Raw genomic sequence first — 13,381 nt, 5'->3', positions numbered from 1 at the left:
ACACTTCTACATTCCCTACAGATAAACCTTAGTCATCACTCTTTTCAGAAAGGTCAAAGTACAAAATATTCGACCAAAGTCCCAGACCAAGACTAAAGATAGCTTGTTCAGATTCATTGACAGACAGTGCCTTCGCGGGTGTCGGACGGCGGCCAAACAGTTTTGCCAATAAGCCAATAGGCCTTGGTTGTTCATTCATGACTTTCGCAGGTGGCAGCAGTGACTGATATGCCGCCTCTATCTCAGGCTGCAGATTCTGTACTTGATTGAGAAGTGCCAGATTTTGCGCTTCCATTGGCGTCTCGCCCATAGCAAAAATCTCGCCACACTCCAAAATACAATACTGATTTTGGTTCTCTGGCATTTTTAAAAACCCAAGCGCTTCTGTAATTGGAGCCTGAGCAGCAGGTAGCGTAATACCTGCTAAGAATGCTTCAAGATTTTGCACACCGCTGGCATAATCTCCAATAAGAGCAATCTTTTCAGGATTACCCCAAATCACTGACAGACAGGCTTGCGGATTACCAGAGAGTAACACCTTAAAGACGATTGGAATATCATAGTTGTATTCTGATATGCCAGTTAACACACGGCTGCTATCATTTTTATTTGCTTCGGGAACAATACTGGTTGAATACAAATAACTACGGTTCGCCATAATAATCACTTCAGTTTATAATAAAATTAATCGCTATACGCTGTTTTGGCTTTTTTACGGCAGTAGCACCCGTTCAATATAATTTAGATACAACTATAGCAAACAAACCTCTTAGAGAGTGCTCTATCGAGGCCATACCGACACTTTACATAGGAAGTTAGCGTCATGATGCGCATTGGATTATTTTTATTGACCAACTTAGCAGTGATTGTGGTATTTAGCATTGTGTTCGGTATTTTATCGAGGTTTTTTGGACTTGGTGGTGTACATACAGCAGGCGGACTTAACTATGTTAGCCTTGCCATTATGTGCGGCATCTACGGTATGGTTGGCTCGATGATATCGCTATTTTTGTCAAAGTGGATGGCAAAGAGATCAACTGGTACGGTCGTCATAGAATCCCCACGTAACGCTACTGAGCAATGGCTGGTCGATACGGTAACCAAACAAGCAAAAGCGGTAAGTATCGGTATGCCTGAGGTCGGTATTTTTAATAATTCTCAGCCAAATGCGTTTGCGACTGGTTGGAATAAGAACAAAGCGCTGGTGGCAGTGTCGTCTGGTCTACTACAGAATATGAATCAGGATGAGGTCGAGGCCGTATTGGCACACGAGATTGGTCATGTGGCCAATGGCGACATGGTAACCTTAGCCCTCATTCAAGGGGTGCTCAATGCATTTGTGATGTTCTTTGCTCGTATTGTCGGTAATTTCGTGGACCGTGCTGTGTTTAAAAACACCAGTGATCGTCCAGGTATTGGCTATTTTATTACCAGTATTGTGATGGATATTCTGCTTGGGTTTTTGGCATCTGCTATCGTGATGTGGTTTTCACGCTTACGTGAGTTTCGTGCCGATCAGATGGGCGCAAAACTTGCCAGCCGCGAAAAGATGATCAGTGCGCTTAATGCGCTTCGTCCTTCCGCACAGCGCCCCGACCAAATGCCTGAGAGTATGAAAGCATTTGCAATCTCGTCTGGGCAAACGCAAGGCTTTAGTATTGCAAATCTATTCCGCTCACACCCAACGCTCGATGACCGTATTGCAGCGTTGAGAGAATATAATCCGAGTAAATAAAGATAGCCAGACTCTTTGTGCACTGCCACACAGAGTTCAACCTACTAAAATTACTATTATGAAATACTATTTGTTATTCAGAACTATTATAAACAACAAATATTAAGCTAATTATAAATAGCTCACTGACCTTCTGAATACTGCTCCATATCTTCATATTCAAGCCACGGCAGCTCGTGTGACATCCAAATATGAGATTCAGGTTTTATTTTAGGATCATCATCCAATGTTGCCACACGAAGAACAATATGTGACTGTGCAGGTCTTTGAGCAATTAAATGAGAACCACAACACTTACAGAAGTGACGGAATTTTCCTGCTGATGATTCATAGGTAGAAATAAACTCCTCTCCTCTGAGCCAACGAAAATTATCACGTTGAATACCTGCTACTGTGGCAAATGCTGCTGCATGAGCTTTACGGCAAGTATGACAATGACAGTGAGCAATAGGCATATCCAAGGAATCCACTTCATAAATAACTTTTCGACACAAACAGCTTCCTTTGATTGCCATAGAAATGCCTCCTTTTTCATTAATAGCAAACGTAAGTATAAATTGATGAGCTATTTTTCAAACCTGCAAGTTAAAGCTTATTCAAAGGTAGTTAATCGCAGCAGGTAAACAATAACATAATATCAATGCTAGCTCTGACAGTAGCGGCTATCCTGCCATAGCCGCTACTGTTTATATAAAATACAGATATTACTTCTATTCCTCAGACCCAAAAAGCGATATCAAACCATCTGCTATTATTCCTCGCCAAGAAAAATAATCATGCCCTGCACCATACTCTTCATAACGAGTGTCATATCCTTTTGCCAACAGCACGTCACGTAGATGACGATTGGTTCCTAATATACCGTTGCTACTACTATCACCACGAGCCGTTTCAAACACGCCAGCACTCAAAAATAACCGAACCGGTACTTTATCCATTCTGATAACTTCAGACGCCACAAAGTGCTTATCATCTGCTGTTTGGTCTTTCGGCTTCCACCAATAAGACCCAGACATAGAGATGACGTTGCCAAACACCTCAGGATGACGTAATGCGATAGTCGTGGCAGCTAGCCCACCATAACTAGACCCTGCAATCACCGTTCTGTCCTTTGGTATTGCTCTTGGCAGCTTTTTGTTCACCTGTGGCACCAGCTCATTGGCCATGACATCTGCAAAAACTGGATTGGCGGGCAATTCACGTGCACGAGCATCTCTATCAGGATTGCTAATAAATACCGCTGTTACTGGTGGGATTTTACCTTCTATAATCAGATTATCCAATATCGTTGGTAGCTCCACTGTATTGATATAAGACTCGGCATCAAAGATATACAACAACACTTCATCCCCTGCTGCATTACTATTTATAGAAGGCGTATAAACAGTAATGTCACGGGTATTGCCTAATGTCTCACTGGTAAATTTAAAAGTAGACAGCGCTCCTTTAGGGGTTTCTTTTTGCACATCTACCCAAGGCCTTTTTGGCACGCCTTCTAACGCAACAGTAGATTTGGTTGTGTACTTGTCAATTGCTGAACGAGGCCATGGATGGTAATTATAGGGATCAGCTTGAGCCACAGCTCTTATCGCCACTCTACGTGCAAATCCAGATTCTGGTGGTTGAGGCACATTAAACGCTATCTGATAAGAAAAATGGGTATCTTTTGGCACCACAAAACTCTTATACCAAACATCAGAATCAGCCAGCTGTTGTAGCGACTCGTGATTGTTAGAAGGTGCGCCTAAAAGTTTTATGTTGTTATAATTGCCCCGCGCCAAAAATGTCATCACCGTACCAGAGGAAGTCTCTTCAATGAGCGGTGTACCTAATACCTCTACATCCGCCCAAAAACTATCGCTACTCTGTCCTTTTGTCAGTGACTCACGTAATGCTGTTACTTTTGGACTGAGTAATGTGTCAGAGCTTTCTAAAGCACTTTCTAAGTTCTGTTCTGCTAAACTGATACGTTGCTCAAGCACTACTTGGTACGCACCTGATCCAGACAAGCGCCATGTCGCATCGCAGTTTTCTGCCACTAAATAAAAATTTTGCTTACCACTCTTATGATCAATTAAACGGCGCGATACCGTTCCTGTAGCATCTATGACATCCATCGTCATCACATCACCACTCTCTACATATCCAGTCAAATAGTCGCCCGTCTCGCAAGGAACATTGATATCCAGTGGCTGAGGTTTGGTATTATTTTTTTTACTACTAGGATGACTTAGTTCACCTTCTAGAGGACTTTCAATCGTTAACATCGCTGTCTCCAAACCAAATGCCGAAAATGACGTCGAATATAACAAACAAGTGAATCCTGCTGTAACCCATTTTTTAGAGAAAAATCGTGCGTATGTCATCCACTGCTCCTATTTTTATTTACTGACAAACCTCTAACCTCCCCCGTTACAAGATGTCTAGCAAATGATACAAAGGTGCAATACTAGCGTACTTTTCCTATAAATGATATTAAAAATCATTCTCATTTGAACTCTATAACGCTTAATGAACTAACAATAATTCATCTTTGCTTAGTTTCGAGCATGTAAAAACGAAAAAAGCCCACCTGACTTAATTAAAGTCAGATGGGCTTGAGAACAGATATGACGACTAATTAAATATCAAACTCAAGCGCTCTATCACCATTCTCGTCTTTGATACGAGTTGGCAAACCAATCTTATTCAATAGATTGATCAATGGTTTAGCATCTAGTTCTTCGACATTAACCATCTTGCCTGCATCCCATTCGCCAGTCGCGACCAACATAGCAGCAGCAACAGGCGGTACACCTGCGGTATAAGAGATACCTTGGCTACCAACTTCATTATACGCATCTTTATGATCTGAGACATTGTAGATAAACACTTCAGTCTCAACACCATTAATCTTGCCTTTGACTTTGTCACCAATGCAGGTCTTGCCTGTATAGTTCGGTGCAAGCGAGCTTGGGTCTGGTAGTACTGCTTTGACGACTTTTAGCGGTACCACTTCTTGACCTTCAGCAGTCGTTACTGGCTGCTCAGACAGCAATCCTAAACTCTGTAGCACGGTAAAGACATTGATATAGTGTTCACCAAAGCCCATCCAAAAGCGAATGTTTGGTACATCTAGATTAGCTGATAATGAGTGGATCTCGTCATGACCACTTAAGTAGCTATTTTGTTCACCAACCACTGGTAAATCGTCCGTACGTTTGACTTCAAACATTTTGTTGGACTGCCACTTGCTATCTTGCCAAGAGTAAACCGTACCAGTGAACTCACGGAAATTAATCTCTGGGTCAAAGTTGGTTGCAAAGTATTTGCCATGGCTACCCGCATTGATATCGATGATGTCAATATCAGTCACAGACCCTGCATCCATCATGTCATAGCCAAGACGCGCATAAGCGTTGACCATACCAGGATCAAACCCTGCACCTAAAATAGCAGTAACATTGTTGTCTGCACAGCGGTCTTTGCGTTGCCACTCATAGTTGTTGTACCACGGCGGTGTCTCACAAATCTTGTGTGGATCTTCATGAATGGCCGTATCTATGTAGGCAGTACCCGTCTCAATGCAGGCTTCTAGTACGGTCATATTGATAAATGCCGAGCCAACATTAATAAGTATTTGAATTTCAGTGTCTTGTATTAGCTGCACAAGTGCTTGGCTATCCATGGCATCAACTTGATGCGTGTGCAAGACCGCAGCTTGCTTAAAGCTGTCTTTTTCTTTTACGCTTTGGGCGATGGCATCACATTTGTCTTTGGTGCGCGAGGCGATATGAATCTCACCAAGTACATCATTGTGCATTGCACATTTATGCGCGACCACTTGAGCGACACCGCCTGCTCCGATGATCAGTACGTCTTTTTTGTTAGACTTAGCTTGTTGGTTTGTGTTCAATGAACAATCCTCCTTTGGGTCCCTGTCGATACCATCGATAGTGGCTATGCAAAACAGAAACGAGTGAATGATATGCGTGAATTAAAAAGGAAGACCGAGGAAAACCCACGCACCCGTCGGACAAACAATACTCCATTACTTGCCCGAGGCGATTATAACAATTTTTATTCCTTTATCGGTAAAAAATAATGTATCAATAGCAGATACCTTTAAATTATCCATTATCGAGACTAAGCCTTTGTTTTTTAATACAGAAAAATCATAAAAGCATCATGCTAAGACAAGCTAGCTTTATAGTCTTGATAGTCAAATTCGCGCTGGATATCGATACTGCCATCCAAACGGCGAATGACAATCGCTGGCATGTTAACACCATTGAACCAGTTCTTCTTAACCATCGTATAACCAGCTGCATTACCAAAAGCAATCTTATCGCCTATCTGAAGATTACTCGGTAATGCATACTCACCAAAGATATCGCCTGCTAAGCAAGAACGACCATAAATAATAGTATTGCCTGCCGACTCAGTATTAACTTCAGACAGCGCAGCTTCCGCAGGATTACCTATCGGCGCGATATTGGCGGCTGTATGGTTAATCGCTGCAATCGGTGCAGACTCACGATATATCAATAAATCCAGCATGTGCGCTTCGATAGAAGCATCAACGACTGCTAGGTTTTTTTCATTATGCATGGTATCTAACACGGTGGTCACCAACGTACCTGCGCCATGGATACTGGCTTCACCCGGCTCAAGGTACACTTGCACACCATAGGTTTCACTAAACGCTTTTAGACGTGCCGCCAACTTTTCTAATGGATAATCAGGCGCGATAAAGTGAATGCCACCGCCCAAGCTCACCCACTCAAGTTGCGCTAAGATATCACCAAACCTTTCTTCGATATCAGCCAAACTTTCGCTAAACGCTTCAAAGCTATCATTTTCGCAGTTGTTATGAATCATGACGCCAGTGATATCGCCAAGTACCGCTGCAATTTTCTCTTTATCGTGCTCACCAAGACGGCTAAAGGGACGCGCAGGATCAGCAATCAAAAACGATGAGTTGCTGGTCTTAGGGTTGAGTCGTAGACCTACGGGTATATTTTGCGCGGCGGCTTGCGCGCTAAAAGCAGTTAACTGTGAGATTGAGTTAAAGATAATTTTATCCGCATAGTTCAGTACTTCAGGGATTTCATCTGCACTATAGGCAACACTATAAGCATGCGTTTCTTTTTTATCGCTGCTATTGGCATCATCGTTATTACCAAAGGTTTCATAGCCCAATCTGACTTCGTTCAGTGAAGACGAAGTCGTACCATGCAGATAAGGCTGCATCACATCGAAAACACCCCATGTGGCAAAGCATTTTAGTGCTAATAATGCTTTTGCACCAGACAACTCACATAGCCTAGCGATGATTTGCACATTGGCAACGATGGCCGCTTCATCAAGCACATAGTAAGGCGTTGGTGGCAATGATGCGTTGGTAGAATTCTCTAGATTTTTTGCATTCATAATAGATTACCTAATAGAAACCCTGCTGTTGGTATCTTGACAGACAGATATAAATATTTGCGCTATAGTAGACTAAATTCATTATAATTAGAATATCTTATGTCACTTTCAACCGATTATTCCACCTCAGCCAGTCGATCTCATTCATCACAATTGGATCCTGAAAACATAGATTTGACGTATCTAGAACCTGATGCGCGCGCCGTGCTGGATTTTTGGTTTGATAAAAACAATGAAGCTTATTGGTTTGAACAAAACGATCGTTTTGATAAGCAGATACAAGATAAGTTTGGCAGTATTTGGCACGCAGCCAAACAAGGCGAATGTGTCACTTGGCGTATCGCAGAGTCTTCGTTAGATGGTAATAGTTCGATAACAGCATTGGCAGGACGCTTAGCAGAAATTATTGTACTCGATCAGTTTTCACGCAATTTATGTCGCGGACAATCAAGTGCATTTGCGCAAGATGGTATGGCCTTAGCACTGACGCAAGAAGCCATTCAACAGCCTTATTTTGATACTCTACCGATGCAATGGCGTAGATTTATTATTATACCGTTCATGCATTCCGAGTCAGCCGTAATTCATAAGCGTTATTTGCCATTGTTTGAACAATTAGATGATGCCAATACGCTAGATTTTGAACATCGTCATAAACAAATTATCGATCAATTCGGTCGTTACCCACATCGTAATGAAGTACTAAATCGTACCTCAACCGAAGATGAAAAGAACTTTTTAAAACAGCCTAACTCATCGTTTTAGAGTACATTTCTCATATTACTTGAAGACAGCCTAGTTATTACACAAAAAATTATCACATAAAAATAAGGGCTGGATCATATTACTGGTTCAGACCTTTTTTACGATAAATATTTAGAGCGTATTAAATACTTCTTAGTAATTTACCTTACCAGTGGTAAACGTAAATGACTGCTGCTCTAATGTTTTATCGTCTACCAAAATATCAAAACTGACCTTATATTTACTATTACCATGAAGTCCACAATTGCCACCTTTATTACTACCTGACTCACAGCTTTTGAATGCATCAGTTAATGGCAAAATAAATGCTTCATTCGTTGGTAGTGCGTAATTCGTACCTTTGTACGGATCATTGTCAAAATCAAGCAGTTGAATCGGTACATCTATATTGCGCTGTATATCATGAAATTTAACGTTGTTGACCTTAACTTTATCAGCGGATGGCATATTGATATAAACTGGCTGTCCGATAGGATCAGTGCGTAAATTGCGCCCAGAGCCTCTGACTGGATTTGGTGTTTCGTTATACAGCGCTGTGACCGTCCCCTTCACACCTTGACATGGATAAGTAAAAACCCCTTCAAGAGTTTTATTTGCCGTGGTTTTTGTCCCTGAAGCATTGCTGACTAAAACATAGCCTTTGTTGTTAGATGCACTTTTGCCATTAGGTGTATAGGTCACCATACCTGTTCCTACTACATCAGAGGTTGGCCACATCAAAGAGCGCAGGTGATATGGTGCTGACAACAACGACTTCGCCATAGAACTTGACACGGCCTCTGTATTAGAAAAATTGCCCGCCGAACTATAATAGACATACTGGGCAATATTTTCAGTGACACCATCTTGGGAGTTACCATAGTCCGCATTGATCAATCGATCTGCCAGATCCAACCCACTAAAAAAAGGGTTGTTGGTGCCTGTCGCACTAGCAATATCAGTTATTTCATTTTCGAAATGCGCATTAAAGCTGGTTGGTGAGCTGTTAGCAAATACATACTTTATATAGTTCGCGTGATGGATAGCCAGATCGTCTAGTTCTGTATCAACGGATAGACCGTTTAGACCACAGCTGGTTCTTGCCAAACTAAATTGGTTATTCGCACCTAATGCTGCTTGTATATTGTTATCAGCTGACCCATTACCACCAGTACTAGGGATATCGCCGCTTTGCTCAGTTGGTGTCTCTATAATCGGAGCAGAAATAATAGGTTCTGATGTTATTGGCTGAGCAGCTTCATCATTTTGTGCACTGTCTGGTGTATTAGCAGATGTAGAGCCACTATCAGAATCACCGCCGCCTCCACAAGCGCTAAGAAACATCGTCAAGAATAGCACTGCCACAAGATTTTTTTGAGAAGTATAAGAAGTCATCGCTCATCCTATAAAATAATAACCTACTTGTGAAAAGCAATGAGAATAAAAATCAGCTACAGGTTGTTAGTAACTGATTTGACAGTGTTTTATTTCTATAAATATCTATTGTATTATAATTAATGAACTTTTGCTGATTATTTTGTAAAAAACCTGCTACTCGCTGACTGCAAGTAACAGGTTTCTTTCTAGACCTATAAATCAATACTGGGCTTAGGCTATTTTTAAGGAAGACAAATCATCTATAAATCACTCTTTTTTGGTATTTGCTATACAGTCACTTGTTTATAGCTACTCTACGTCTAAAGCTTTTCTCACTGGTGCAAAACTACGTCTATGCGTTGGCAAGACCCCATGTTTTTCAATGGCCTCCATGTGCGCGCGCGTCGGATAACCTTTATGTTTGGCAATGTTGTATTCTGGATATTGAGTATCCAGTGCATACATAGTCTGGTCACGACTTACTTTTGCTAATATACTGGCTGCAGCGATACTAGTATGGCGCGCATCTCCTTTTACCCACGCTTGACAATCAATCGCAGATGGCACTATCTCTAGTTTGTTAAAGCTATCATAATTCAGGTCAGGACAACGATTTCCATCAAATAGTACTTCGATCTTTAATTGATCGAGCGACATACTTTTATCATTTCCAGCTATCAAGAAATTTGCAAAAATCACGTCTAATAATGACTCAGTACACAAGCGCATACCGAGCATTGTTGCTTGTAGAATATTTACTTGGTCAATCACTGCGGCTGGTATATCAGCAATGATATAGCCAATAGCATGCTCCTGAACCAATGGATAAAGGATATCTCGCTTTTTTTCACTCAGTTTTTTGGAATCTGTCAGTATCGACAACGGCGTTTCTTTGAGCGGTTGTTCTTCAATTAATCCTGACCAAGTCGCCGGTAATATTGCCGCTGCCACATTAACGCTACCTAATAATGGTCCACGTCCTGCTTCATCAACGCCAATCTGTAGTATTGATTGATTTGTCTTTTGGCCATTATTAGCCAAATACTCATTTAGCAACTCAGAGGTATTGATTTGCCCACATAAGTGTATGGGCGTGGCTAGCTGAACATATTGCCCTTTGACATCAATGTGTTCAATCTTGATGTCAATTTTTTGAACTGCTCTTTCTGTACTGTGTTGAATATGCATAATATTAGAAGGTCTTTTTCATTTAATTAGGATTGACGTTAGTCGTATTTTGGATAAACCATTGCTCAATCACACTGTTTGCAGGCTCATGGTTACTTTGCTGTTGTAACGACTGCTTTGTCACTAATAAATCGTGTAATTGCTCGGCATAAGCGCGTGGTTGCAGCAAACGCATGACGGTTCGGCAAATATTGTCACCGCTCGCCTGCTCTTGAATCAGCTCAGGTACAATTGGCGCATTAGCCAATATATTAGGCAATGCCACATACGGTACTTTTACCAGACGCTTGGCAATTTGATAAGTCAGCTGATTTAATTGATAGACCACTACCATCGGCCGTTCAAGCAACATTGCCTCCAGCGTTGCTGTCCCAGATGCCAGCATCACGATGTCTGATGCCGCCATGGCATGTTGGCTAAATTCTGGCTGGGTATCATCGTAGACCACTACAATTGCTGCTCGCAGCTGCTCTGAGCGTTGGTCGATAACCTCTTGTACGATATATTGATGGTTTTGATCGACCGTTGGAATGATGAAGCACAGCTTAGGATCTAATAGGATTAACTTTTGAATACCATCAAGCATCAATGGCAAAATAGTCGTAATTTCACCGCGCCTAGAGCCTGGCATCACACAAATAAGCTGACTCACATCATCAAAGCGTTCAATAAAAAACTGCTGCAGTCCATCATTGTGCCAGACCAACTCACTACGACGTTGATTGATTGGTATATCAATCAACGTCTGATCAATGGTTCGTAGTAATGGATGGCCCACACAGATCGCCGGATGGTTATGTCGCTTGTAAACTGGCAACTCAAACGGGAATAGGCATAGCACTAGATTGGTCGCCGCTTTAATATTATGAATACGTGACTCGCGCCATGCCCAGATAGATGGACTGACGTACTGCACACAGAACACGCCTTGGGGCTTTAGTTTTTTGGATACTCGTAAATTGAAATCGGGCGCATCGATACCGACGAACCAATCAATACTAGCGGCTTTAAATGCACTCAGTAGCTCACGGCGCGCTTTGAGCAAATCTGGTAGCTGCGACATCACTTCTACCAGCCCCATCACTGCTAGTCGCTCTAATGGGAAAATACTCTGTAACCCTTGTGCTTGCATCTTTGTACCGCCTACGCCCACCCAGACAATATCATCACGTAGATTATTCATTTGCCGCATAAAATCTGCGCCTAAGCTATCACCAGATACTTCACCTGCGACGATACCTATCACTAGTGATGTAGCTTTTACACTTGGTAGTTGAAGATCCGTCTCAGCTTGATGAATGAGGTCAGTATGGTGATGAGACGTAGCAGAATCTGTCATGACAAGCTCTCGATATTAGAAATATACAAAATAAGATAAATCGTTATTATAAAATATAACGCAATAAATCAGTGATAGGTTTTGACGGACAATGTGCGCACCCATCCGTACTATTTTAACACCATAGTTTTGACGACCCATCGCTAATGTTGCCATCATACTTGACGATGATACAAATAGCGAAATTCACACATAAAATCTGAGTGTTATGCATAAAAAACTCAAGCAACTCTTATTAATAGATAGAAAAACCAAATGCTAAACGTGCATTTAGAAGGCCAAACATCACACTAAGTCTCTATAAGTATAACTAAGTTTTGTTTTCCACATTCCAGTTATCAGTCAATTAACTGCTCGACTACCCTTGTCAACCAACACTTTTGTCCGCATAATGAATGTTCCTATAAATCAGCTAGACGATATATAACCATGACAACATCAGTTACCCATAATGCAGATATTGACGACGTGAATATTGAAAAATTTATTCCTTTGATTACCCCCGCCGAGCTAAAATCCGAGCTGCCTTTATCAGACGACGCGTATAACACCGTACTAAAAGGTCGTAATACTATTCAAGATATCTTGGATGGTAAAGACAAGCGTCTGTTTGTGGTCATTGGCCCCTGCTCTATTCACGATATCAAAGCCGCTCACGAATATGCCGATCGTTTGGCCGTATTGGCAAAAGAAATCGAAGACAGTGTGTTTGTGGTTATGCGTGTTTACTTCGAAAAACCTCGTACAACGGTTGGCTGGAAAGGCATGATCAACGACCCTGACATGAATGACAGCTTTGATATAGAAAAAGGCTTGCGCACAGCTCGTAAATTGCTACTTGATCTGAACGAAAAAGGCTTGCCTTGTGCGACTGAAGCACTTGATCCAAATACGCCGCAATACATGCAAGATCTCATCAGTTGGTCAGCCATTGGCGCACGTACTACTGAGAGCCAAACACATCGTGAAATGAGCTCAGGTTTGTCATGTCCAGTAGGCTTTAAGAACGGTACTGATGGCGGTATGACGGTTGCTGTAAATGCCATGCAAGCGGTTAAAGAAGGTCATAGCTTCTTAGGTCTATCGTCAGATGGTAAAGTCTCTATCATCAAATCTAAAGGCAACCCTTACGCGCATGTAGTGCTTCGCGGTGGTAATGGCAAGCCTAACTATGATGAAACTGCAGTTGCTCAAGTTGAAAATGAGCTGGCAAAAGGCAAAACCAATAGTAAGATTATGATTGACTCAAGCCATGCCAACTCAGGTAAAGATCCTTACCTACAACCGATGGTTATCAAAAACGTTGCCGAGCAAATTCAAAATGGTAATAAATCAATTATCGGTATGATGATTGAGAGCCATTTAAAAGGCGGCAATCAAAAACTGACTGCTGATTTGAGTCAGCTTGAGTATGGCAAATCGATCACCGATGGCTGCCTAGATTGGGATAGCACCGTTACAGCATTACGTGAATTACGTGATATGGTAAAAGATGTGCTACCAAATCGCTAATAGCTATCAGCGATAGTTTGTTGTTAAGCACATAATAAAAAGCCCCTTTCGCATTAATGCAAAAGGGGCTTTTT

Annotated in this window: 11 protein-coding genes; 3 read left to right on the top strand and 8 right to left on the bottom strand. The window is 41.7% G+C overall.

Annotation, left to right across the window (positions count from 1 at the left end):
- Positions 1-28 precede the first annotated feature (28 nt).
- The gene (locus ACT3QR_RS08485) at positions 29-658 is read right to left on the bottom strand and encodes a DUF7822 domain-containing protein (protein ID WP_444520911.1); all 630 of its coding nucleotides are present in this window, start codon (positions 656-658) and stop codon (positions 29-31) included.
- Between the two features lie 165 nt (positions 659-823).
- On the opposite strand from ACT3QR_RS08485, the gene htpX reads away from it, so the two are divergent.
- Positions 824-1,735, top strand: a complete 912-nt coding sequence (gene htpX, locus ACT3QR_RS08480; RefSeq protein WP_444520910.1) for a protease HtpX — start codon at positions 824-826, stop codon at positions 1,733-1,735.
- Positions 1,736-1,857: 122 nt separating this feature from the next.
- Here the strand turns inward: htpX and ACT3QR_RS08475 are convergent, their stop codons facing one another.
- From ACT3QR_RS08475 to ACT3QR_RS08460, 4 genes are all read right to left on the bottom strand, one after another.
- Positions 1,858-2,250 carry a GFA family protein gene (locus ACT3QR_RS08475; protein WP_444520909.1) on the bottom strand — a complete coding sequence of 131 codons (393 nt, stop codon included), beginning with the start codon at positions 2,248-2,250 and terminating at the stop codon, positions 1,858-1,860.
- 195 nt (positions 2,251-2,445) lie between these two features.
- On the bottom strand, positions 2,446-4,101 hold the full coding sequence (locus ACT3QR_RS08470; protein ID WP_444520908.1) for an alpha/beta hydrolase: 1,656 nt from the start codon (positions 4,099-4,101) through the stop codon (positions 2,446-2,448).
- A gap of 254 nt (positions 4,102-4,355) precedes the next feature.
- Complete coding sequence (locus ACT3QR_RS08465; protein ID WP_444520907.1) at positions 4,356-5,630, bottom strand: saccharopine dehydrogenase NADP-binding domain-containing protein; 1,275 nt, start codon at positions 5,628-5,630, stop codon at positions 4,356-4,358.
- Positions 5,631-5,905: 275 nt separating this feature from the next.
- On the bottom strand, positions 5,906-7,147 hold the full coding sequence (locus ACT3QR_RS08460; protein WP_444520906.1) for a carboxynorspermidine decarboxylase: 1,242 nt from the start codon (positions 7,145-7,147) through the stop codon (positions 5,906-5,908).
- 99 nt (positions 7,148-7,246) lie between these two features.
- On the opposite strand from ACT3QR_RS08460, the gene ACT3QR_RS08455 reads away from it, so the two are divergent.
- On the top strand, positions 7,247-7,912 hold the full coding sequence (locus ACT3QR_RS08455; RefSeq protein WP_444520905.1) for a DUF924 family protein: 666 nt from the start codon (positions 7,247-7,249) through the stop codon (positions 7,910-7,912).
- Positions 7,913-8,044: 132 nt separating this feature from the next.
- Here the strand turns inward: ACT3QR_RS08455 and ACT3QR_RS08450 are convergent, their stop codons facing one another.
- The 3 genes from ACT3QR_RS08450 to lpxB all read right to left on the bottom strand — a co-directional run bounded on the left by ACT3QR_RS08450 (position 8,045) and on the right by lpxB (position 11,795).
- Entirely contained in the window at positions 8,045-9,286 is a 1,242-nt protein-coding gene (locus ACT3QR_RS08450) for a CAP domain-containing protein (protein ID WP_444520904.1), read from the bottom strand.
- A gap of 291 nt (positions 9,287-9,577) precedes the next feature.
- Entirely contained in the window at positions 9,578-10,456 is an 879-nt protein-coding gene (locus tag ACT3QR_RS08445; RefSeq protein WP_444520903.1) for a ribonuclease HII, read from the bottom strand.
- Between the two features lie 22 nt (positions 10,457-10,478).
- Positions 10,479-11,795, bottom strand: coding sequence for a lipid-A-disaccharide synthase (gene lpxB, locus ACT3QR_RS08440; protein ID WP_444520902.1), 1,317 nt, complete (start codon positions 11,793-11,795; stop codon positions 10,479-10,481).
- A 429-nt stretch (positions 11,796-12,224) separates the two neighbouring features.
- Between lpxB and ACT3QR_RS08435 the strand changes: the two genes are divergently transcribed.
- On the top strand, positions 12,225-13,307 hold the full coding sequence (locus ACT3QR_RS08435) for a 3-deoxy-7-phosphoheptulonate synthase (RefSeq protein WP_444520901.1): 1,083 nt from the start codon (positions 12,225-12,227) through the stop codon (positions 13,305-13,307).
- Positions 13,308-13,381: the final 74 nt, after the last annotated feature.

The organism is Psychrobacter sp. AOP7-B1-25 (assembly GCF_052376195.1).
GTDB lineage: Bacteria > Pseudomonadota > Gammaproteobacteria > Pseudomonadales > Moraxellaceae > Psychrobacter.
Note: the sequence above shows the minus strand (reverse complement) of the source record. Positions and strands in the feature narration are given on the sequence as shown.

Bases quoted from the DNA above. Each gene is read 5' to 3' on its own strand.
- ACT3QR_RS08455 (WP_444520905.1), top strand. From the start codon at position 7,247: ATGTCACTTTCAACCGATTATTCCACCTCAGCCAGTCGATCTCATTCA.
- ACT3QR_RS08470 (WP_444520908.1), bottom strand. From the start codon at position 4,101: ATGACATACGCACGATTTTTCTCTAAAAAATGGGTTACAGCAGGATTC.
- htpX (WP_444520910.1), top strand. From the start codon at position 824: ATGATGCGCATTGGATTATTTTTATTGACCAACTTAGCAGTGATTGTG.
- ACT3QR_RS08450 (WP_444520904.1), bottom strand. From the start codon at position 9,286: ATGACTTCTTATACTTCTCAAAAAAATCTTGTGGCAGTGCTATTCTTG.
- ACT3QR_RS08445 (WP_444520903.1), bottom strand. From the start codon at position 10,456: ATGCATATTCAACACAGTACAGAAAGAGCAGTTCAAAAAATTGACATC.
- ACT3QR_RS08460 (WP_444520906.1), bottom strand. From the start codon at position 7,147: ATGAATGCAAAAAATCTAGAGAATTCTACCAACGCATCATTGCCACCA.
- ACT3QR_RS08435 (WP_444520901.1), top strand. From the start codon at position 12,225: ATGACAACATCAGTTACCCATAATGCAGATATTGACGACGTGAATATT.
- lpxB (WP_444520902.1), bottom strand. From the start codon at position 11,795: ATGACAGATTCTGCTACGTCTCATCACCATACTGACCTCATTCATCAA.
- ACT3QR_RS08485 (WP_444520911.1), bottom strand. From the start codon at position 658: ATGGCGAACCGTAGTTATTTGTATTCAACCAGTATTGTTCCCGAAGCA.
- ACT3QR_RS08475 (WP_444520909.1), bottom strand. From the start codon at position 2,250: ATGGCAATCAAAGGAAGCTGTTTGTGTCGAAAAGTTATTTATGAAGTG.